Here is a 21,402-nt window from a genome sequence, read left to right as displayed (position 1 = left end):
AGCTAGCTCCCGTCTGGAGTTGTGATCACGGTGGTGTGGGGGCCCGGCGGTCGGCCGCTCCAAATAGGATCTGAGCGACGATCGGCGTCGGGGCCTGGAGTACGAGTTGGCGCAGCGCGGCCAGGCGGCCGGGGAGCGTCGGGACACCGAGGTCCCGGATGAGCGGGCGATCGTGTCGAGGGGGTGAGGGATCGGCCTGGTCGGCTGGAGCCGGGCTGTGTCTGGTTTCATCCCGTGTCGCGCTGACACAGCACGCGGTCGGGCGTGAGGATGTGGGCATGAGTTCATCGCAGCCCGTCGTCGACCCCGGGCCCGAGCCGGACACGACTGCGGGCGGGCCGGTGAATACTGCTGGCGCGCGGTCCAGGCCCCCATCGCCGGACTCCCGCGGATCTTCCCCGGATCACCGCTACCTGCTCGACAACGCCCGGGTGGAGGCGGGCGAGCGGTTCACCTGGCTGGCCGAACTGTTCGACGGTGTCACGCGTGGGCACTTCGACCGGCTCGGAGTGAGGGCGGGCTGGCGCTGCTGGGAAGTTGGTGCCGGAGGCCCCAGCATTCCCGAGGCACTCGCCGCGGCCGTCGGACCAACCGGTTACGTGCTGGCCACGGACATCAATCCGGCCTGGTTGGACCCGCACGGCGGGTACGAGGTGCTCCGGCACGACATCGTCGGGGACCCGCCGCCGCAGCCAGGCACGTTTGACCTGGTACACGCGCGGCTCGTGCTCGTTCACGTGCCCGACCGTGCCCGGGCGTTGGCGACGATGGTGGCGGCGCTGCGGCCCGGCGGTTGGCTATTGGTAGAGGATGCCGACACCGAGCTGCAGCCGCTGGCCTGCCTCGATGAGGTTGGCCCGGCGCAGCGGCGCGCCAACCGGCTGCGGCGCGCCGTCCGGGAGTTGATGACCCGCCGCGGCGCCGATCTGCGCTACGGCCGTACGCTGCCGCGGGCGTTGCGTGCGGCGGGCCTGGTCGATGTCACGGCGGCCGGCTGCTTCCCGGTCGGCGGGGTAGCCTGCGACCGGCTGGAGACCGCGACGGTGCGCATGGTCCGCGCCGAGTTGCTCGCCGCAGGGCTGGCCAACGACATCGAGATCGACGCGCACCTGGCCGCCGTCGGTGCCGGCGAGCTCGACCTCACCCTCGCGCCGCTGATCTCGGCATGGGGACGCCGCCCAGGCTGACCAACTTGATTAGGAATCGTCGGTGATCCTAGGTTAGCCGTGTGGATCGTGGCGTTTCGCTTTTGGGCTGGTTCGGGGGAGATTCCGGTGAGGTGGGCCGGTCGTGATCGCGGGTTCTCCTGGATCGATGGCGGGGCGATGAGCCGGTGACCGGGAAGCTGCCGCTGGCTGAGGGTGAGACTTCCCGTACCGCTTGCGCCCGGGCCGTGCTCCGATCGGGGTGGACGAGGAGAGCGGTGAGGTTCTGTCGCAGGCGGTGCTGGCGCAACGTGTCGGCTGGTGTGCCGATCTGGTGGCGGGCATGGTGTCCGGCCTGTTGGTTGAGCGGTGGAACTGCGCGGATGTGGAGGTGTTGGCCTCCGGACACGACGCGGGTGGCCGGAAGCTTCCGTCGAACGCGTGGATGGCGTTGCGTCGTCTGGGTTGGACGGTTACCGCGGGTGGGTGTGAGGGTCAATGACCGGGTCGTGCGGATGGCGCAGGAGCAGGCGGGGCGGGTACTGGGTGGCAGCATGGAGCGGCCGACCGGCCGGCCGCCACACACCGTGATCGCAACTCCAGGCGGGACCTAGTCGCCGGCGAATCGGAGCCGCAGGTCCGGATCGGCGAGACATCGCTTGGCGAGCCCTCGAACGGCGTCGAGCACCTGCCGCTCACCGATGTCCTCGACGAGCGCGGCGAGAACGTCCAACTCGCCGAGAAACTGGTTCATTTCGGCGGGCGTGAGTTCCAGTGAGCCGTAGGGATCGATGCGGTCCAGCATCGGTGTCCGGCCAGCGTGTTGGGAGCGCTCAAGAAGGGCAGCGAACCGGAAGAGCGGGTCGCCGACCACGGCCACTTCGTGTTCCCGCCGGCGGCGCGGGCTCGTGCCCAGCTGCTCGACCCGGACCAGCTCGACGTCCACGCCCACGTCGGCGAGCGTAGCAACGCCCGCATCGCCGTGGTCGCGGCACTGGCGCCCGCTAGCGAGGCTGAGGCGGGCCGCGCGTGCCCCCACAAGGGGTCAGCGGCCGGAGCCTGGCAGGCTCCGGCCGCTGACCGGAGGATCACATCCGGACTACAGTCGCGCGCACTGGCCCGTGGCCGAGCCCTTCACGACGTTCGGCCGGCTGTCGTTCACCGGGGCCGGGGTGTTGCCCGAGCAGGCCAGCGACCCGCTGATGGTGTTTGCGGCGACGACCACCGGCTGGCTGCCGGTGTTGTCGTTGACGGTGATCGGACCGCTGACCGCGACCGTGTCGATCCGTACCCCACCGGTGCTGCCGGAGATCGACACCGAGCCGCTGACCTTGCCCTTGCTGATGCTCAGCCCGCCGGTCGCGCCGGACACCGTCACCGAGCCGGACACGGTGGCGCCGGAGAGGTCGAACAGCACCGGCCGGGTGGCGGACACCGGTCCGCTGATGGTGCCGCCGGTGACCACCAGCGAGGCGCCCGGGTTGACCGTGACGGAGCCGGAGATCGAGGCGTTCTCCAGGCAGGTCAGGCCCGCGGAGACCACCAGCGCCTTGCTGTACTTGCCGGTGATCGTCGTGGTGCACTGCGGTCCGGCCTGCCCGATCGCCGAGCGCGGCTGGGTGTCCGCGGTGACCGGCGAGTTCGCGGCGAAGTAGCTCACCAGCATGGTGAGGTCGTTGTCACCGGTGGTCGCCGGGTTGGTGCCCTGGCCGAGGGTGGTGAAGTTGTCGCCACCGGCGGCGAGGAACGAGTTCACCGTGACCCGGTACGTGCCCGACGGGTCGAGCGGCGTGCCGTTGAGCTTGATCGAGGTGATCCGGGAGCCCTTGGGCGCCTCGGGGTTGTAGGTGTAGCTGAACCCCTTCGAGACACCCAGCCACAACACCGGACGGGATGCGCCGTCGGGCTGCCACTGCTCCTCCAGCACCTGCTTGATCTGGGCGCCGGTGTAGCTCTTGGTGACCACGTCGTTGGCGAACGGCTGGACCGCGAAGGCGTCGGCGTAGGTCACCGTGCCGTCGGTCCGGTAGAGCAAGTCGGCGCGCAGGCCGCCCGGGTTCATGAACGCGATCTGCGCCCCGCCCCGGCCTGCGTCCTTGGTGCCGGCGAGCTGCACATCGGCGATGAAGTTGCCCAGCGCCGACTCCTTGCCGCGGTCCTCGTTGCCGTTGGTGTAGGCCCGCTTGACGTCCGCGGTGATCGACCCGAGCTGCTGCTTGCCCAGCTCGGTGGCCTTGGCCTTGGCGGCGGCCACGATGTCGGCCACCGCCGCGTCCTGCGGCGCGCCGACCACGTCGACCAGCTGCGCGTCGGCGGCGGTCACCGAACCCGTGTTCGGGTCGAAGGTGAGGGTGACCTTGCCCAGCCGCTTGCCGTAGTCCTCGGCCTGTACCACCGGACGCAGCTTGGCCGACCCCGGCACGGGGAGCTTGAACGCGTACGGCTGGTGGGTGTGGCCGCTGAAGATCGCGTCGATGGTGGCGTTGACCCGGGTGAACTTGCCGAACACCGGGTCGTTGGCCAGCGCGTCGGCGGAGTTGATGTGCTCCGTCGCCGCGCCCTCGTGCGCGAGCAGGACCACCACGTCGGCCTCGCCGTTGTCCGGGTTGCCGTCCTTGAGCTGCCCGGCGACCAGGTTGGCCTCGGCGACCGGGTCGCGGAAGGTCAGGCCGGCGATGCCGTCCGGGCTGACCAGCGACGCGGTCTGCTCGGTGACGACGCCGACGAAGCCGACCCGGACCCCACCCACCGTGCTGACGGAGTACGCCGGCAGCGCCCGGCTGTCGCCGCGGTAGACGTTGGCGCCCAGGTACGGGAAGTCGGCGCGGTCGGACACCCGGCCGGTGAGGTCGGCGATGCCCTTGTCGAACTCGTGGTTGCCGACCGCCGAGGCGGCCAGCCCGGCGGCGTTCAGCGCGTCGATCGTCGGGGTGTCCCCGTCGATCGCCGAGATGAACGTGGACGCGCCGATGTTGTCACCGGCGGAGATGAACGCGGTGTTCGGGTTCTGCGCCCGCAGCTGGCCGACCAGGCCGGCGAGCTGGGCGGCGCCGCCGACCGGCTGACCACCGACGGTGGCCGGAGACTCCAGCCGACCGTGGAAGTCGTTGATGCTCAGCAGCTGCAGGTTGACGGGCTTGGCGCTGGTGCTGATGCCCACCACGACCGGGTTGTGGTCGCTGGCCCGGTACGGGTTCGCCTCGTAGAAGGCGGACAGCCCGTCGTACTGGAAGGCGAACGACTCGACCGCGTTGATCTGCCACACGTCGACCCCGGTCACCCGCGAGGCCAGCGACGGGGAGGCGAGGGCGTGGTCGAGCGAGCCGGACTCGCCGCCGAACACGTAGGTGGCCTTGCCGGTGTCGTTCAGGTCCTGGTACTTGGCCTGGTAGAGGACCTGTATCGGGTCCTCCTGGGTGTAGGCGTTGAAGTCACCCAGCAGCAGCACGTCGTCGGTGCCGCTGTCGGCCTTGACCCGGTCGACGAAGGCGGTCAGCGCGGTGGCCTGCCGGACCCGGTCGCCGTTCCAGCTGCCCTGACCGTCACCGGAGTCGGCGTTGTCGCCGGTCCCGGTGCCGCCCTTGGACTTCAGGTGGTTGACGACCACGGTGAAGGAGATCTTCCCTGCGGTGAAGGTCTGGGCGATCGGCTCGCGGGCGTTGAACCACACGGTCTCGTCGTTGACCGAGCGCGACGGCCCCTTCGGCTGCACCTTCGCCGGCTTGAAGATGATCGCCGTGGTGATGAAGTCCTGCTGGGCCGGGGCGGGCAGCTCGGCCGGGCTGCGGACGTAGTCCCAGGTGCCTGCGCCGTCCTTGGCGTTGAGCGCGTTGACCAGGCGCTTCAGTGCCTGCTGCGGGTCGCCGGCGTTGAACCGTACCGAGTTCTCGATCTCCTCGAGCCCCACCACGTCGGCGCCCAGGGCGCTGATCGCCGCGACGATCTTCGCCTCCTGCTTGGCCAGCTCGGCCTCGTTCGCCGCGCCACGGGCGTCCCCGCCGAAGTGGACGAAGTAATTGAGGACGTTGAAGCTGGCCAGCCGTACGTCCCCGCCGACGTTCGCCGGCGCGGCGGTACGCGGGTTGGTGGCCTTGAAGGTGGTCCGGCCCGCCGACGGGGTGTCCGCGCTGACCGGCGTGGTCGGCTGCAGCCGCCACTCGTTGAAGCCGTACGACAGCACCGACGGCCCGAACGCCTCGACCGAGTCGCCGACCCGCAGCGGGTTCTCCTTGGACAGGTACGGCGGCAGCTGCCCGGCCGTGGCCAGGTTGGTGGTCTTGCCGTCGTCGACCAGGATCCGGCGGAGCTTGTTGTCGGCGATTACCTGCTTGGCGGCGTCCGAGCCCGGGCGGGCGACATCGGTCGCGTTCCGGGCCGGGCGGTCACCGGCGGCGAGCACGACCTCGCCGTACCGGTTGGTGTTGTACACCTCGGAGACGGTGTACTGGCCGACCGGCGCCACCAGCATCGACTCGACCGACTCGCGGGCGTCGTCGGACAGCGGCAGGCTGACCGGGACCGGGGCGGGCAGCGCCGCGCCGTGCTCGCAGATCTGCACGTCGCTCTTGGCCGCGATGCTCAGCTGGGTGAGGCCGTTGAACTCGCTCGGGGTGCCGCTGACCCGTACCCGGTCGCCGATGGCGATCGACGGGTGGTTCGCGGTGTTGGTGGTGAGGTAGACGAAGATGCCGTCGGAGGCGGTGCCGGCGGCGACCGGACGGTCTGCGCCGCTGCCGGCGGTCTGCACGTAGATGCCGTTGTAGCCGCCGGTGCGGTGGTCGGCGGTCACCACGCCCTCGACGGTGACCCGGGTGCCCGCCAGCGGCGTGGTGGTGCCGGCGCCCTGGACCTCCGCGATCGTGCGGTCGACCGGGACGGTGCAGCCCGGAGTCGGGTCGGGGCCCGGGTCGGGGTTGCCGCCGCCGTTCTTGACCCCGAAGGTGTTGGCCGCCGGGGGGTTCCAGGTGCTGTTGATCTTCTGCAGCGACTGGCCGGCGGGGGTGGTGGAGGTCTCCTCGACCCCGATGTCGGTGCCGGTCATCCCGTTGGCCGGGCCGCCGACCGCGGTGAGCGTGCCCTCGTAGGTGAGGAACTCCGCCACCGTTCCGGTGGGGGAGACCAGCGCGATCCCGTCGGGGGAGCCGTTCTGGATACCGTCGGTCGGGTAGTTGGCGACGACCACCCCGGCCGCCGGCACCGGGCCGCTCAGCGTGCGGGTGTTGTACGCCGCACCGTTCGCTCCGTTGTAGAGAACGATCTGCCAGCCGGTCAGGTCGAAGCCGGCCGGCGCCTCGATCTCGATCGCCTCGCCGGTGTCGGTACCGGCGTTGTCGTAGTGAATTTCGCTGATGAAGGGGGTCGCCGTTTCGGCGGCGAGGACTGGAGCGCTGCTGGTCAGGGCGAGCGCACCGCTCGTGACGAGTACGCCCAACACACTGAGGGGTCTGCGCGTGCTTCGGAGCTTCAAAGCTGGGGCCTTCGATAGAGGGATGGACTGGTGCAACCTATCGGCAATCGGCGTCCGAGGAGGAGCCGCCAGATGTATGGAGCAGGTTGGCCTGTCGGCCGGATTGCCAAGAAGATCGGACAACGGTGAGCTATGCGCCGAAGCGGGCATGGGGCGAGGCTGCCGGCGTGACGGGACCTGCGCGTGACCCCATGACGGCCTACCTCGTAACCTGCTGGGGTCCCGTCCCCCGTTCGTCGTCGGAGGCCACCGTGACCGAGCCGACCGGCTCCTTCGGAGGTCTGCGGCTGATCTCCGGGGCGGCCGTCGCGGAGGTCCCGATTCGGGTCGCGGTGGACGCCCTTGCGGCCGCGCTTCGTGAGGGGCTCGACCCGGAACGGGAGACACCCCGCTCGCGGGTGGCCACGCAGGCCGGCGAGCTGCTGGTCATGCCCGCCACGCGGGGCGGGTACACCGGCTGCAAGCTGCTCACCAGCACCCCGGACAACGCCGGACGGGGCCTGCCGCTGATCCAGGGAGCGTTCGTCCTGTTCGAAGGACCGGGGCAGCGGCCGGCGGCCCTCATCGACGGCACCGCGTTGACGAACCTGCGTACCCCCGCGGTGTCCGCGCTCGCGGTTCGGTACCTGCTGCCCGCGACGGCCGGCGCGCCGCTGCGGCTGACGGTGTTCGGCACCGGTCCGCAGGCGCGTGCCCACGTCGCGGCGATGCTCGCGTTGTACGAGATCAGCGAGGTCGCGCTGGTGGGCAGGGACGGCCCGCGGCGCGAACGGCTCGCGGCGTGGTGCGACAGCCGGGGCGTTCCGGCACGCCTGTTCGATCCCGGCTCGTGCACGGAGGCGGTGACCCGGGCGGACCTCATCTGCTGCTGCACCAGCGCCGCCACGCCGCTGTTCGACGGCGCGCTGGTGAAGGCCGACGCCGTCGTCGTGGCGATCGGTTCGCACTCGCCGCACCATCGCGAGGTGGACGACACGCTGGTCGCCCGCTCCCGGGTCGTCGTCGAGTCGCTCGCCGGCACCCGGCGCGAGGCGGGGGACATCGTCAGTCCGCTGTCCGCCGGCGTCGTCCGCGCGGAGGACCTGTATCCGCTGCGGGACCTGGTGACCGGTCGCACGCGGCTGCCGGCCGGCGGTCCACGGCTGTTCAAGGGGGTTGGCATGCCGTGGCAGGATCTCGTGGTCGGCGTCGAGATCTACCGCGCCCACGTGGCCGGGCGGTCCCCGGCCCGGCCCGCCGGGTTGGCCCCTGACGTCACGGAAGCCGATCGCCCGCCGCCCGCATCAGGCGGGATCACCGGGAGTTGGTGATCCCGCCTGGCCGACGAGAGGGCCGACGACCCGTGTTGCGCTTCCGCAGCCGCTAGGCGGGGACGACGGTGAGTCGGGGGCCGGCGGGCCGGGGCGTGCCGGCGAGGCTCAGCAGCGTCTCCCCGGTGGCGTCGTCCACCACGGCGACGCGCACCGCGTCCGGCTCCGGGTCGGCCAGTGGCACGGCGAACACCGCGGTCACCGGACGGCCCTGGTAGTGCGCGGCGTGCCCGACGAAGCGCCCGTCGCCGTCGTCCCAGTGCTCCCGCACGTCGGAGCGGAGCAGCGGCGCCACCCGCCGGTAGGCGTCGCTGAGCTGGATCTGCTGCACGGCGGCGAGCAGGGGTACGCCGGAGCCGCCCCGCAGCGGGCGGGTGAGCCAGGCGCGTAGCCGGCGCAGCGGCAGCAGCCAGGCCGCGTCCAGCTCCGGCGAGAGCGCCACCACCAACGCCAGTTCGGCGAGCAGCACGGCGGCGCCGGCCAGCGGCCGCGCCGCGAGCGCGGTCCACCAGCCGCCGGCGGCCAGGCCGGCGAGGACGCCCGCCGCCACCAGGAGGCCGGCCCGAGCCAGGCTGCGGCCGGAGACGGGGATCGGTTGGGCGCTCAGGCAGCCGCAGGAGGAGGTCGGCGCCACTCGGCGGGCGTACGTGAGGTAGGCGAGGAAGCCGACGGCCAGCCCGGTCGCGGCAATCGCCTCCAGCCGCAGCGCGGGTGGCGCCAGGAGCAGCGCGCCGAGGGTCAGTTCCACGCCGCCGAGCACCCGGTACGCGGGCAGCGCCCGGTCCTGCCCGAGCAGGCGGACGAGCGCCGAGCGGTTGGCGGCCGCGGCGGCGCGCCGGCTGAACAGCTTGACGCGCGCGGACCAGATCAGCACCGCACCGAGGACCAGCGGTTGCAGCGCCGCGAGCACTTCGATCATGGGTTCCTCCAACGGGTTGTCCGGCGGGCGGCACCCGGGCGGTACGCGGCGGCGCACCGCCCGGGGGTAGTGCCGGTCAGGCGGCGGCGTAGACGGTGGCGATGCTGATCTCGTTGGTGTCCGGGTGCCAGGCACCGAGCACCTGGACGTGCCGGCCGACCCGCAGCAGGGACATGTCGCTGACCGCCGGGGTGCCGTTGTAGACCGCGGCGGAGCGACCAGGCACCACGTGCGCCACGATCCGCTGGCCCTTGTGGTCGAGGTGCAGCATGTTGCGGCCGACCGACGCGATGTGTGCGTGCAGGTTGACGATGTTGACCCACACGGAGTCCGCGGCGAGCGTGCCGTCGGGCAGCCGGACGCCGCGGGCGTAGAGCCCGTCGCCGACGGCCACCTGGTCGAACGTGGTCGGGTGCAGCTTCCAGATGCTCGTGCCGTTGGTGATCCGGATCGAATGCAGGACGGTGTCCGAGCCGGTGACCAGCAGCATGTTGCCGGAGACCTTGCTGATCCGGCCCTCGGCGAAGTTCGGGTCCGGGGCGCCGGGTTCGACGGTCACGGCCTCGGCGGCGAAGGCCGCCTCGGGGGCGAGCGAGCCGAGGCCGGTGGCGCCGACGAGGCCACCGAGCGCGGCGGTGGCGAGCAGCCGGCGGCGGTTCAGGGACTGGTTCATGATGCCCTCCCCCTCAGACGATGTCGACCGACACGGGCCGCAGCCCGGTGGAAAGACTGGCGATCGCGCTGTACGCCGCGGGCGTCAGGTCGATGATGCGGTTGGTGCCGCAGGCCGAGCCGCAGCAGCTGCGCTCGCCGCACCAGAGGTCGGTCTGCGGACCGCAGTCGGCGATGGTGGTGCCGACCCGGAGGCCGCTGCAGAGGTTGGTGGTGTAGTGCCGGAAGCCGCAGGTGCGGCGGGACAGTGACATCCCGCACGTGTCCGGGCGGGTGATGGACCAGCATGCGTCCGAGGCGTTGGGCCACGCGTGCTGGTAGTTGCCGGACTTGCAGGTGCCGCAGGCGCCGCCGCCCGTGGTGCCGCACGGGCCCCACGCGCTGCCGCAGCAGAACCACGACATCTCGCCTGTCACAGCTGCCATGGATACCTCCCTCTCGAGGTGCCGATCGACAACGACAGCCGTCGATATTGATGGCGATTGTTGTGTTGAAAATCACCGAAGTCAACGGCTTGAGGGAAGATTTCCTACGTGCGGCAGACGTGACGCGGCCGGAGGCCCGGGGTCAGCGACCCCGGGCCTCCGGCCGGTTCGTTCTCGTGTTGTCGCGCTCACCGCGGGACCGCGACGGCGCCTCCCGTCAGGTCATGCCGCATCGTTGCCCGGCAGCCCGGCTACCGGGGCTCCGGCTGGGGGACCTGCTCGTGCGGGCCCGGGTCCCGCTGGCGGAGTAGTTGCCGATCGCGCTGCTGGGGCGGACGGGACGGCTGGCTCGGCACCGCGAGCGGTTCCGGGCTGCCCGGCCGGATCGGGCGGCCGGACGCCGCCAGCGCGGTGAGGCGCCGGCCCAGCACGGGCGCGCCGAGCAGGTCCACGAGGCTGCGTACCGCCTGCCGCCGCGAGGGCATGAACCAGAGGAAGAACCCGGCCCGCATCAGCCAGCCCAGCCAGCCGGTGACCTGCACCCCGTACAGCTCGACGGCGCCCCGGCCGACGCCCAGGCTCGCCGCCTGCCCGAGGCCCCGGTAGGTGAACCGGCGGGGGGTCCGGCCGCGCAGCGTCGCCGCGATGTTCCCGCCGATCCACCCGCCGTGCTTGATCGCCCACAGCGCATTGGCCGGGCAGGGCTCGCCCTTGACCGGATGCAGCAGGTGGGCGTGGTCGCCACCGGACCACACCCGCCCGTCGCCGCCACGGACCCGCAGGTAGTCGTCGGTGACCAGGCGGCCGTGGCGGGACTCCAGCGACTCCGTGCCGGGCACCGGGGCCACCGCCTGGCCCAACGTCGACACGACCAGGCGGCTGGCGAGCACGGACCCGTCGTCGAGGTGGGCGCCGTCCAGGTCGACCCGCACCACACGGGTGTCCAGGTGCAGCCGTACGCCGGCGCGCACGAGCTGGCGGTGCGCGTACCCGGCCAGCCGGGCGAACCGGGGACGCAGCTGCGGCAGCAGGTCGGGACCGCCGTGCACGAGGTGCACCTGCGGCTCGACCTCGCGCAGCACCCGGTAGCGAGGGCGCAGGCTGCGGAAGAGCTCGGCGACCGTGGCCGACATCTCCACGCCGGTGAAGCCGCCCCCGACGACGACCACGCTGAGCAGTTCCCGTCGGGTCTGCTCGTCGGGGCTCGCGTCGGCCAGCTCCACCTGCGTCAGCAGCCGCTCCCGCACGGCCGCGGAACCGCCCGGGTTCTTCAGCGACCAGCCGTGCTCGGCCAGCCCCGCCACCCGGGCCAGGTCGTCGTGGCTGCCGCAGCCGACGACCAGGTGGTCGTAGCGCAGGGTCAGCGTCTCCCCGGTGGTGCCGGCCAGCGCCACGGCGACCTCGCGGCGCCCCAGGTCGACGTGCTCCGCGGTGCCCCGGACCAGCCGCGCCCGCGGGCAGGTGGTCCGCAGCGGGCTCCGTTCGTGCCCCTCGGCGATGAGGCCGCCGAGCACCTCGGCGGTGAAACCGTGGTACGAGTGGTAGCCGAGCGGGTCCACGAAGACGAGCTCGACGTCGCCCCGGCGCAACTGCCGGCCCAGCCGCCGCCGCAGCGACTTGTACGCCCACACCGACGTGTAACCGGCGCCGAGCAGGACGATCCGGGTCGGATCGGCGGGCCGCGGCGCGGCGGCCGGCGCGGGTCGGGCCGAGCGGGCGGGCGTCGCCCGGTGCCGCCCCGGCCCTCGGCGGCGCTGCACGTTGTCGAGGTACCAGCGGGCGTAGGCGGTGATCTCGGCGTCGGGGAACGGCATCCGCCCCGCGTCGGTCCGACCCAGCGCCCGGTCGCTGTTGACCCGGTCGAAGAGCTTCTCGCCGACCAGGTACGAGCGGTAGAACTCGATGCCCTTGGCGAACGCCCGATCGGTGTCGTCCAGCTCGGACGGGTCGCTGACGTACTCCGGTTCCGGCAGCCCGGCCAGCGCGAAGATCCGCCTGAGCACGTCGCCGGCGGCCGGCGGAGTCGAGTTGGTGAGATGGAAGATCCGTTCCGGGCTGCCCGAGGCGGCGATGCCGACCAGCTGCTCGACCAGCGCGTCGACGGGGATGAAGTTCAGCGGCGTACCCGGATCGACCAGCATCCGCACCGGTCGGTGCAGCCGCTCCGGCGCCCGTACCGACAGGCTCTGCGCGAAGGCGGCGAGCCGGCGCTGGAAGCCGTACATCCCGGTGTAGCTGCCGACGACCGCGCGGGTGGCGCGGTGGCCGACCACGATGCTGGGCCGCAGGATGCGGGTCGCCGTCCCGGCGTGGCCGTGGACCAGCGCCTCGGCGGTGGCCTTGCTGCGCTCGTAGGCGTTGTTGTTGCTGTCGGGTGCGATCAGGCGCTCGCTGATCACCCCGTCCCGGGTACCCGCGACATAGGCGGTGCTGACGTAGTTGAACGACGCGGCGCCGAGCCGGTCGGCGAGGTCGAGCGCATGCCGGGTGCCGTCGACGTTGGTGGCGAAGATGTCCGCCGCGGCGGACTCCTCGTAGCGCAGTGAGGCGGCGCTGTGCCAGAAGTCCGCGATCGGGCCGCGGATCGGCTCCAGCAGCCCGCAGTCCGGCCGGCTGACGTCGCCGGCGACGGCCCGCACCCGCCCGTCGAGGTCGACGCGTCGGTCGTAGGCGCGCGCCGCCGCGGCCAACAGGCCGCGCAGCCGCGCGTCGGGGTCGTGCGCACCGGGCCGCACCAGGCACACCACGTCGTCGTCGGTACGCTGCAGCAGTTCCAGGACGAGCGCCAGTCCGACGAAGCCGGTGCCGCCGGTGACGACATGTGTTCTGTTCACAATGAAGCCCCCACCGCAGAAGGTTGTGAATACCGGCGAAGTTAGGTGCGGGTGCGGGGCCAGTCGCGCTCTTGTCGGACAGCCGCCAGCCGTCCTGGCCGAACGGCTCGATCTCGATCGCCCCGAACGGCCCGGCGTCTCCGCCGAGCCGGCCGGACGCCGGCACCAACGGGTGAGTGCCTGGCCGGATCCGGCCGACAGGGATGGACGTAGACAGATATCGATAGAATCGCTAGCCTCCCTCCCACCCGTTGGTGAAGGAGGACCTATGCCCCGTCTCCGGATCGCGCTCGGTGTCGCCGCCGCGGCACTGCTCGGCGCGAGCATGCTCACCAGTCCCGGCGTCGCCCAGGCGTCGCCATCGGCCGACGTGACCACCGCCGTCACCGCGAAGCTGCTCCAGCAGGCCACGAAGGCGGAGCCGGCGCTGCGCGCCGCCGACGCGTCGGACACCCGGGTGAACGTCACCCGGCGGGCCGGCCAGCGCTGGGCCTTCGGCACCGCCGTCGTGGTCGCGCCGCACCAGGAGGGCGCGTACCCGGCGGGATGGCTGTTCGTGGCCCGGGCGCAGGACCGCGGCTGGCAGATCGCCTTCGACGGCGAACCGGCCTTCGCCGAGCTGGCCGCGGCGGCGCCCGCGGCGGTGGTCTCCGACCGCGAGAAGCAGGTGTTCACCGCGGTGACGCCGATGTACGCCGGTGGCGACTACCGGACCGGCATGCGACTGCCGTTCGGAATCGGCCAGTCCTGGTACCTGACCGGCGGGCCGCACGGCTGGGGCGGCAGCGAGAGCCCGTGGAGCTCCATCGACCTGTCCGGCGGCGACCAGGTCGTCGTCGCGGCGCGCGGCGGCACCGCGTACACGATGTGCCAGGGCTGGATCCGGGTCATCCACGACCGGGGCTACTCCACCGACTACTACCACCTGTGGAGCAACATCAACGTCAATGGCGCGGGTGTGGGCGAGGGCGCCTACCTCGGCTACACCGGCACCGACGTGACGTGCGGGGGTGCCGCCAGCGGCCGGCACGTGCACTTCGGTCTGCGGCAGAACAGCGCGTACGTGCCGATCGCCGGACACAACTTCGGCAAGTGGGTCATCATGAACGGCGGAGCGACCTACCAGGGGTACGCGCTGCACGGCTCGGCCCAGGTGAACGTGGGCGGGGCGCTCTACAACTACGGCGCGCTCGGCTTCACCCAGGGCGTGGTGGACGCCAACGGAGGCGGCTCGGTCAACAAGCGCTCCGGACCCGGCACCGGGTACGCGGTCGTCGGGTCCGTCGGCGACGGGGCGACGGTGAACATCGCCTGCTCGGCGAACGGCACCACGCACAGCGGCCGGTGGGGCACCACCTCGCTGTGGAACAAGCTCACCGACGGCACCTGGGTCTCCGACGCCTACCTCTGGACCGGCGTGAGCGGCACCGTCAACGGGTACTGCTGACCGCCGGCCGTGGCCACGGTCGTCGCCAGGGCGACCGTGGCCCCGGCTCGCCGCGCCGGCGAAAGCCGGACCGGCGCTGGCACGACTCGACCCGACGGTGCGTAGCTTATCGCCCGCACCGTCCGGTCGCAGGCCTCGCAGGCAGTTACCTTCCCGACACAACCTGTCGCTTGCCGCCGCCGACACATAGATTCCGTAGCGGACTGACCACGGGGAGGCGCATGTCGATGGGTGCGATGCTGGAACCAAGTCTGCGGCCGGAGACCCGGCGTGCGGTCACCGGCCCCACCAGCGGGCCGGAGCGCGTTCACTGGAAGGGTTTCCTCCGACTCGCCCGGCTCCGCTTCCTGCTCTACAACCTCCTGCCGGTGGGCCTCGCGGTGGCGGTCGCGGTGCACCAGGGTCACCCGCTCGACGTCACCTGGTACGCGGTCGCCCAACTCTTCGCGTGGACCGTCCACGTGATGACCCACTACTGCAACGAGTACTTCGACCTCGAGGCCGACCGCGCGAACGTCTACTTCACCCCGTGGACCGGCGGCAGCCGGGCACTGGTGGACGGGCTGGTCGCACCCGTGGTGTCGCTCGGCGCCGCGTTCGTACTCTTCAGCGTGTCCACCCTGATGGTGGCGGTCATGCCGTCCGGGCAGGCGCGCCTGCTCGCCACCGCCGCCGTGGTGCTGGCCTGGTTCTACACCGCCCCGCCGGTGCGGCTCAACTACCGGGGCGCGGGAGAGTTGACCGTCGCCGCGATCCTCAACGGACTCTGGCCGGCCGTCGCGGTGGTGCTCCAGACCGGCACCGTACCGATGCTGCTGCTCGCCGTGCTGGCACCCACCGCGGTGCTGCAGGTGGCCCGGATGATGGTGATGAACCTGGGCGACCGCCGGTCGGACGCGATGGTCGGCAAGCGCACCCTGCCGGTCATCGTCGGCTACCAGCCGGCGGTGCGCCTGATCGTCGCCGCGCAGCCGATCGCGTACGCGATGCTCACCGCCTTCGCGCTGCTCGGCTGGGTACCCTGGCTGATCTGGGTCGCCATGGCCGCCACCGCGCCGCTCTCGGTCTGGCTCGTCCGGCAGTTGCGGCGCGGCGCGATGCGCGACCTCGACGCCACGCGGATGACGCCGGTGGTCTTCTGGGCCTCCAACCACGTGTCCCTGATCGTCGCGGCGGCGATGCTCGGCGTGATCCTGGACGCGGCGCGGCACTCCGCCGACACCGGCGCACTGGCCGTGCTCGGCGCCGTCCTCGCCGGCTACCTGGTCCTGTTCGCCCACCGCCTGTGGTTGGCGCGCCGCGCGTCGGCCACCTCGTGAGCAGACAGCGCGCGAACATCCGCCCTGTCATCACGTCTGCCGCGTGGCCGCATCACCCGGACCGATGACGTGGCCTCAGTGGCCCCGGACGGCGGCGGGTGATCGCGGGCTGAACTCAGCCGGCGGGCACACCCGGCCGTCCCGCATCGCCACCGTCCGGTCCGCCAGGTGCAGGTACTGCAGATCGTGGGTGACCATGACGGTGGCCAACGGCTGCTCGTGGGTGATGTCGCGCAGCAGGGTGACCACCGCCTCGCCACGCTCGTGATCAAGAGCGGAAGTGGGTTCGTCGACCAGGAGCAGGGCAGGGTTTCCCATCAACGCGCGGACGATGCCGACCCGTTGGCGTTCCCCGCCGGAAAGCTGGTGGGGACGCTTGTCCGCCTTGCCGCCGAGGCCCACTCGGTCGAGCAGCCCGCGGGCGCGGGCCTCGGCCGAGCGCCGGGATGCGCCGGACAGGTGTGCGACGAGCAGGAGCTGGTCGAGGGCGGTGAGCGAGGCCAGCAGGTTGGCCTGTTGGAAGACGAATCCGATGCGTTCCCGGCGGAGCCGGTCACGACCCTTCTGATCAAGCGCGGTGACGTCGGTGTCCGCGATGCGTACCGTGCCGGATTCGGGCCGGGTCAGGGCGCCGGCGACGGCCAGCAGGCTGGACTTGCCGGACCCGGACGGACCGGTCACCGCCACCAGTTCACCTCCGGTGACCCGCAGGTTGACCGCGTCGAGCGCGACCAGGCGGCGGTCCCCGTCGGGGTAGGTGAGGCGGACGTCGGTGAGGGCTAGAGTCATCGGGCTGCTCCCAGGGCGGTGAGCGGGTCGACGGTGCTGACCCGGCGGACGGAGAAGGCGGCGCCGAGCGCGCCGACGGCGAGCATCGCCGCGAGCGGGACGGCAACCGTGGTGGTGTCCAGGACGAACGGCACGACCCGGGCGGCCACCGCACCCAGGCCGGCGGCGGCGCCGGCGCCGACGGCGGCGCCCACCAGCAGGACGATCCCGGCCTGGGCGAGGGCGTCGCGCAGCAGGTAGCCGCGGCTGCCGCCGAGCGCCCGGACCACGGCCAGATCGGTGCCGCGCTGCATGGTCCAGACGGTGAAGAAGGCGCCGACGACCAGGGCGGAGACCGCCAACAGCAGGCCCCGCATCAGGTTGAGTGAGCCCTGCTCGGAGGCGTAGCCGCCGACGGCGGTGAACGCCTCGTCACGGCTGAGCGTCGTGAGGCCGGCGGGGTCGGCAGCGGCGTTGACCCCGTCGTCACGGGTGGCGGCCACGGCGGTGATGCCCTCCGTTCGCGCCAGGCGCTGCCAGGTGTCGATCGGGGTGTACACGACGGGCAGATGGTTGAACGAGGTGGTGGCCACGATCGCCGTCACCGTGACCTGCTGACCGCCGACGGAGACGGTGTCGCCGACCGACACCGACTGCGTCTCGGCCAGGTCGGCGGTGAGGGCCACCTCGGCCCCGGCTGGTGCCTGACCTTCCCGCAGTGCCGGATACAGCGCGGGATCGCCGCCGAGCAGCGCCACCGTCGCGGCGCGGCCGTCGGCCTGCAGGCGGGTGGTCGACGCGCCGAGCGGCCACGCGGCGGTCACCCCTGGCTGCGCTGCCACGGTGGCGACCGCTTCCGCCGGTAGGCTGCTGGTGGCGAAGGACACCTGCTGACCGTCGGTCGGCCGCTGGAACGAGATGGCGTCGACGGGGAGCTCCGCCACCGCCGACACACTGGCCGCCCCCAGTCCCGCGGTCAGCCCGGTCAGCAGGATCACCATCAGTGTCATCAGCGCGATGACGGTGCCCAGGAGGGCGAACCGGCCCCGGGCGAATCGAAGGTCACGTACTGCGATGAACATGCCGCAAGCCTTCCCGCCAGCACCGGCGGTGCCCTCGCACGAGGGCTGGGACCTGCGGAGACGAACGAGGCACGGCTGAACCCATCGAAAGTTGGAGGCCGAGCCGCCCGGCGGCCACTACGGTCGACAGGGTCATGGATCACCAGCAGCCGCGGGTCGCGGCGGTCACGCTGACCCTGCTCCGTCGGGCCGAACACGTCCTGTTCGTCGCGCTGCTGCTGGTCGGCGCCGTACGCGCCGCACGGTCCGGCCGTCCACCCGTCGGTGTGCTGATCACCGCGGTGGCCGTGGTGGCCCTCTGGTACCTGCTGGGCGTCGTACTGGCCCGGCACGCCCGGCGACCGGCGGTGGCCGGGCTGTGGTTCGCCGGGCTCACCGCCGGCTGGATCGGACTGGCCGCGTTGTCGGTGGACTTCGTGTGGCTGGCGTTCGCCCTGTTCCTGCTGGCCATGCAGCTGCTCCCGAGGGTGGTCGGGCCGGTGGTCGTCGCGGGGTTGGCGGCGGTGGCCGTCGCCGCGTTCTCGCTCCACGAGGGAAGGCTGAGTGTTCCCGCAGTGCTCGGCCCGGTCATCGGCGCCGGGGTGGCCATCGTGATCATGACCGTCTACCGCGACCTCCGAGAGCAGAACGATCTGGCCACGCGGCTGCTGGCCGACCTCACCGCCGCGCAGGGCCAGCTCGCCGCCGCCCAGCGCCGCGCCGGCACGCTCGCCGAGCGGGAACGGCTCGCCGGCGAGATCCACGACACCGTCGCCCAGAGCCTGTCCACGATCATCCTGCTGGTGAAGTCGGCCGCCGGCCGCTGGCCGGACGCCCCGGTGGCCGCCCACCACCACCTGGACGCCGCCGTCGAGGCCGCGCAGTCCGCGCTGGAGGACACCCGGCGGCTCCTCCGCGCCCTCACCCCCGCCCCGCTGGCCGGCCGGCCGCTCACCGAGGCCCTCGGTCACCTGGTCGACGACAGCCGCCGCCTCGGCCTCGACGCCCGCGTCACCGTCGACGGCCTTCCCTACGCACTGCCCACCCCGGTGGAGGTCGCCCTGCTCCGCGCCGGGCAGGAGGCCATCGCCAACGTACGCGCGCACGCCGCCGCCGATCGGGTGAACCTCACCCTCACCTACCTGCCCGGGACGGTCAGCCTCGACGTCGTCGACAACGGGCGCGGGTTCGACCCCGACCAGCCGCTCACCTCGACGACCGGCACAGGCCTGGGCCTGGCCACCATGCGCCGCCGACTCACCGCCGTCGGCGGCACCCTCGTCGTCGAATCCGCTCCCGGACAGGGCACCGCGATCAGCGCCTCCATCCCGACGGAAGGGGAGACACCGTGACCCGCGCGCCCCGTCCTGCCGACCCGATCCGGGTCCTCATCGTCGACGATCACCCCATCGTCCGTCGCGGGCTGCGCGCGGCACTGGACGCCGATCCGGGTATCACCGTCGTCGGGGAGGCCGCCACCGGAGCCGACGCGATCGCACAGGCCGAAGCCGCCACTCCTGACGTGGTCCTGATGGACCTGCACCTGGGTGCGGGGATCAACGGCGCGGAGGCCACCCGGCGGATCCTGGCCCACCCCCGGCCACCACGGGTGTTGGTGCTGACCACCTACGACAGCGACGCCGACATCCTGCCCGCCATCACCGCGGGCGCCACGGGTTACCTGCTCAAGGACACCGAACCCGACGACCTGCTGGCCGCCATCCGCTCCGCCGCGGCGGGCGAGACCGTGCTCGCCCCCGCCATCGCCTCCCGCCTGGTCACCCGCGTACGCACACCCGGGCGGGCACTGACCCCACGCGAGATCCAGATTCTGCAGCTGGTCGCCGAGGGCCACAGCAACCACGGCATCGCCCGGGCCATGTTCATCACCGAGGCCACCGTCAAGTCCCACCTCGTCCAGGTGTTCAGCAAGCTCGATGTCGACAATCGCACCGCCGCGGTCGCCGAGGGCCGCCGCCGCGGCGTCATTCGGTAGCGATGCGGGCCATCGATCACCGGTCGCGCAGGGACGGATCGGTCCGCAGGTAGGTGAGGACCGCCAGCACCCGCCGGTTGGTGTCGTCGCTGGGCGGCAGGTCGAGCTTGGTCAGGATGTTCCCCACGTGTTTGCCGATCGCCGCCTCGGTGACGTGCAGCCGCGCCGCGATGGCCGCGTTGGAGTGGCCCTCGGCGAGCAGCGCGAGCACCTCGCGTTCACGGGCGGACAGGGCGGCGAGCGGGTCGCGAGGGCGGTGCAGCAGATGCCGGACCACGTCCGGGTCGATGGCCGTGCCACCGTCGACGACCCTGCGCAGGGTGCCGGCGAACTCGGCGACGTCGGCCACCCGGTCCTTGAGCAGGTAGCCGACGTGCCGGCCGTCGCCGCTGTCGAGCAGCGCGGAGGCGTACTCGGTCTGCACGTACTGGCTCAGCACCACGACGGCCAGGTGCGGCCGCTCCGCGCGGAGGGCGACGGCCGCGCGCAGGCCGTCGTCGCGGTGGTGGGGCGGCATGCGGATGTCGGTCACGAGCAGGTCCGGCTGGTGCGTGCGGACCGCGTCCAGCAGGTCCGGTGCCGAGCCGACGGCGGCGACCACCTCGAACTGGAACCTGGTCAGCAGGCCGACGAGACCCTCGCGGAGGAGGACCTCGTCCTCGGCGAGCACGACACGGGTCACCGGCGGCATGGCAGCTCCACCCGCACGAGGGTAGGACCGCCGGTCGGGCTGGCGAGCAGCAACCGCCCGTTGACCGCGGCGACCCGGTCGGCGAGCCCGGTCAGGCCGGTGCCGCGGGTCGGGTCGGCGCCGCCGCGGCCGTCGTCCTCGACCTCCACGACGAGGTGGCGGTCGGTCTGGGTCAGCCGTACCTCGGCCCGGGTCGCGTGGGCGTGCCGGGCGACGTTGCCCAGCGATTCCGACACCACGAAGTAGGCGGTGGTCTCCAGCAGTTCCGGTACCGGCTGGGTGAGGTCGGCGCGTACGTCGACGGGGATGGTGGCCTCACCGGCCAGTTCCCGGACGGCGCCGGCCAGGCCGAGCTCGGTCAGGTTCTGCGGGCGGATGCCCTGCACGATCTGCCGGAGCGTGACCATCAGGTCCTTGGCCTGTTCGTGCGCGACCGCGAGGGGCCGGGCGGCGGGTGAGTTCTCGGGCACGTCGAGCCGGGCCAGCCCGAGTTGCAGGGTGAGGCTGGTCAGCCGGGGCTGCGCGCCGTCGTGCACGTCGCGTTCGATGCGGCGGCGTTCCGCCTCGTACGCGTCGACCAGGCGGGCCCGGGAGCGGGTGACCTCCCGCAGCGCCGCCCCGTCGTCGGGCGGCCCGCCGAGCAACCGTCGGGCCAGCGCCGCCTGGACGGCGACGAGCAGCCCGGCCAGATACCACAGCACCGGGATGAGGAGGAGGCCCACGATGGCGTACGGGATCGCCTGGCGGGCGGTGTCGACGGTGCTCCAGACCACGACGACCTGGTCGGTGTCGTCGGCCAGCCAGGGGCTGGCGATCAGCGTGAGGTCCAGCAGGGCGAGCAGCGTGAGCAGCCAGTACGCGATCGGCACGACCCCGCCTAGGAAGAAGGTGTACGCGACCTCCCGCCAGGCCGCGGCGCTGGTGTAGCGGACCGCCAGGCCCCGGATGCGCTGCCCGGGCAGGGGGCGCGGGTCGACGACGCCGAGCCGCCACCGCTCGAATGCGGCCACCGGGACGCTCGCGATCGGGGCGAGCGCCAGCATGGCGAGACCGGCGACGGTGAGGAACACGACGATGGGCAGCCCGACCGGGCGGCCCTGCCGGGCCGCGTTGACCACCGCCAGCAGCGGCGCCCCGACGACGAGCAGCCCGACGGCCAGCACGCCGGCGATCGGCACGGTGGTGACGGCGTACGCCAGGGCGCGCCAGGGCCATGCGGAGAGCAGGTAGTCCCGCCGGCGAAGCGCGTCCGCCAGGTGCGATGGTCTGTCCAAGGTCATGCCGGAGACGCTAGCCAGGCGGAGGGGCATGGCCCAGCCGGCTGGATCCACTCCTCGGGTATGCCCAG

General features: G+C 72.4%; 17 protein-coding genes. 7 read left to right on the top strand and 10 right to left on the bottom strand.

Features of this window, described 5'->3' with window-relative positions:
* Positions 1 to 278: 278 nt before the first annotated feature.
* Positions 279 to 1,187: a methyltransferase domain-containing protein gene (locus tag FXF52_RS19260; RefSeq protein ID WP_255472114.1), complete on the top strand. Its 909-nt coding sequence runs from the start codon at positions 279 to 281 to the stop codon at positions 1,185 to 1,187.
* Between the two features lie 220 nt (positions 1,188 to 1,407).
* Positions 1,408 to 1,647 (top strand): hypothetical protein, encoded by a 240-nt coding sequence (locus FXF52_RS19255; protein ID WP_187413593.1) that lies wholly within the window; start codon positions 1,408 to 1,410, stop codon positions 1,645 to 1,647.
* A gap of 108 nt (positions 1,648 to 1,755) precedes the next feature.
* On the opposite strand, the gene FXF52_RS19250 is transcribed toward FXF52_RS19255, so the two are convergent.
* Together FXF52_RS19250 and FXF52_RS19245 are read right to left on the bottom strand one after the other, a co-directional pair.
* A complete protein-coding gene (locus FXF52_RS19250; protein WP_148798488.1) occupies positions 1,756 to 2,091 on the bottom strand; it encodes a hypothetical protein in 336 nt (111 codons plus the stop codon).
* Between the two features lie 153 nt (positions 2,092 to 2,244).
* Positions 2,245 to 6,579: an ExeM/NucH family extracellular endonuclease gene (locus FXF52_RS19245; protein ID WP_255472113.1), complete on the bottom strand. Its 4,335-nt coding sequence runs from the start codon at positions 6,577 to 6,579 to the stop codon at positions 2,245 to 2,247.
* 284 nt (positions 6,580 to 6,863) lie between these two features.
* Here FXF52_RS19245 and FXF52_RS19240 point away from each other — a divergent pair, with 284 nt between their 5' ends.
* The gene (locus FXF52_RS19240) at positions 6,864 to 7,922 is read left to right on the top strand and encodes an ornithine cyclodeaminase family protein (RefSeq protein WP_255472112.1); all 1,059 of its coding nucleotides are present in this window, start codon (positions 6,864 to 6,866) and stop codon (positions 7,920 to 7,922) included.
* Positions 7,923 to 7,974: 52 nt separating this feature from the next.
* On the opposite strand, the gene FXF52_RS19235 is transcribed toward FXF52_RS19240, so the two are convergent.
* The 4 genes from FXF52_RS19235 to FXF52_RS19220 all read right to left on the bottom strand — a co-directional run bounded on the left by FXF52_RS19235 (position 7,975) and on the right by FXF52_RS19220 (position 12,772).
* Positions 7,975 to 8,841 carry a MauE/DoxX family redox-associated membrane protein gene (locus FXF52_RS19235; protein WP_187413592.1) on the bottom strand — a complete coding sequence of 289 codons (867 nt, stop codon included), beginning with the start codon at positions 8,839 to 8,841 and terminating at the stop codon, positions 7,975 to 7,977.
* A gap of 76 nt (positions 8,842 to 8,917) precedes the next feature.
* The gene (locus FXF52_RS19230) at positions 8,918 to 9,514 is read right to left on the bottom strand and encodes a cell wall protein (RefSeq protein ID WP_148798484.1); all 597 of its coding nucleotides are present in this window, start codon (positions 9,512 to 9,514) and stop codon (positions 8,918 to 8,920) included.
* Positions 9,515 to 9,527: 13 nt separating this feature from the next.
* Complete coding sequence (locus FXF52_RS19225; protein ID WP_148798481.1) at positions 9,528 to 9,938, bottom strand: hypothetical protein; 411 nt, start codon at positions 9,936 to 9,938, stop codon at positions 9,528 to 9,530.
* Between the two features lie 251 nt (positions 9,939 to 10,189).
* The gene (locus FXF52_RS19220) at positions 10,190 to 12,772 is read right to left on the bottom strand and encodes an SDR family oxidoreductase (protein ID WP_187413591.1); all 2,583 of its coding nucleotides are present in this window, start codon (positions 12,770 to 12,772) and stop codon (positions 10,190 to 10,192) included.
* Between the two features lie 268 nt (positions 12,773 to 13,040).
* Between FXF52_RS19220 and FXF52_RS19215 the strand changes: the two genes are divergently transcribed.
* Together FXF52_RS19215 and FXF52_RS19210 are read left to right on the top strand one after the other, a co-directional pair.
* Entirely contained in the window at positions 13,041 to 14,219 is a 1,179-nt protein-coding gene (locus FXF52_RS19215) for a peptidoglycan DD-metalloendopeptidase family protein (protein ID WP_148798477.1), read from the top strand.
* 236 nt (positions 14,220 to 14,455) lie between these two features.
* On the top strand, positions 14,456 to 15,538 hold the full coding sequence (locus FXF52_RS19210; RefSeq protein WP_187413590.1) for a prenyltransferase: 1,083 nt from the start codon (positions 14,456 to 14,458) through the stop codon (positions 15,536 to 15,538).
* Between the two features lie 75 nt (positions 15,539 to 15,613).
* Here FXF52_RS19210 and FXF52_RS19205 read toward each other — a convergent pair whose 3' ends face one another.
* Positions 15,614 to 16,327: an ABC transporter ATP-binding protein gene (locus FXF52_RS19205; RefSeq protein WP_148798474.1), complete on the bottom strand. Its 714-nt coding sequence runs from the start codon at positions 16,325 to 16,327 to the stop codon at positions 15,614 to 15,616.
* Complete coding sequence (locus FXF52_RS19200; protein ID WP_148798471.1) at positions 16,324 to 17,388, bottom strand: ABC transporter permease; 1,065 nt, start codon at positions 17,386 to 17,388, stop codon at positions 16,324 to 16,326. The genes FXF52_RS19205 and FXF52_RS19200 overlap by 4 nt, the downstream gene beginning before the upstream one ends.
* Before the next feature lie 134 nt (positions 17,389 to 17,522).
* Here FXF52_RS19200 and FXF52_RS19195 point away from each other — a divergent pair, with 134 nt between their 5' ends.
* Both FXF52_RS19195 and FXF52_RS19190 read left to right on the top strand, forming a co-directional pair.
* Positions 17,523 to 18,719, top strand: a complete 1,197-nt coding sequence (locus FXF52_RS19195) for a sensor histidine kinase (protein WP_148798469.1) — start codon at positions 17,523 to 17,525, stop codon at positions 18,717 to 18,719.
* Positions 18,716 to 19,363 (top strand): response regulator transcription factor, encoded by a 648-nt coding sequence (locus FXF52_RS19190; protein WP_148798467.1) that lies wholly within the window; start codon positions 18,716 to 18,718, stop codon positions 19,361 to 19,363. The genes FXF52_RS19195 and FXF52_RS19190 overlap by 4 nt, the downstream gene beginning before the upstream one ends.
* A 16-nt stretch (positions 19,364 to 19,379) precedes the next feature.
* Here FXF52_RS19190 and FXF52_RS19185 read toward each other — a convergent pair whose 3' ends face one another.
* Both FXF52_RS19185 and FXF52_RS19180 read right to left on the bottom strand, forming a co-directional pair.
* Positions 19,380 to 20,054 (bottom strand): response regulator transcription factor, encoded by a 675-nt coding sequence (locus FXF52_RS19185; RefSeq protein ID WP_148798465.1) that lies wholly within the window; start codon positions 20,052 to 20,054, stop codon positions 19,380 to 19,382.
* Positions 20,042 to 21,334, bottom strand: coding sequence for a sensor histidine kinase (locus tag FXF52_RS19180; protein WP_148798463.1), 1,293 nt, complete (start codon positions 21,332 to 21,334; stop codon positions 20,042 to 20,044). Before FXF52_RS19180 ends, FXF52_RS19185 begins: the two co-directional genes overlap by 13 nt.
* Positions 21,335 to 21,402: the final 68 nt, after the last annotated feature.

The sequence above is a fragment of the Micromonospora sp. MP36 genome (genome assembly GCF_008119785.1).
GTDB lineage: Bacteria > Actinomycetota > Actinomycetes > Mycobacteriales > Micromonosporaceae > Micromonospora.
The sequence above is the reverse complement of the archived record's forward strand: the minus strand, read 5'-3'. Positions and strand labels throughout refer to the sequence as shown.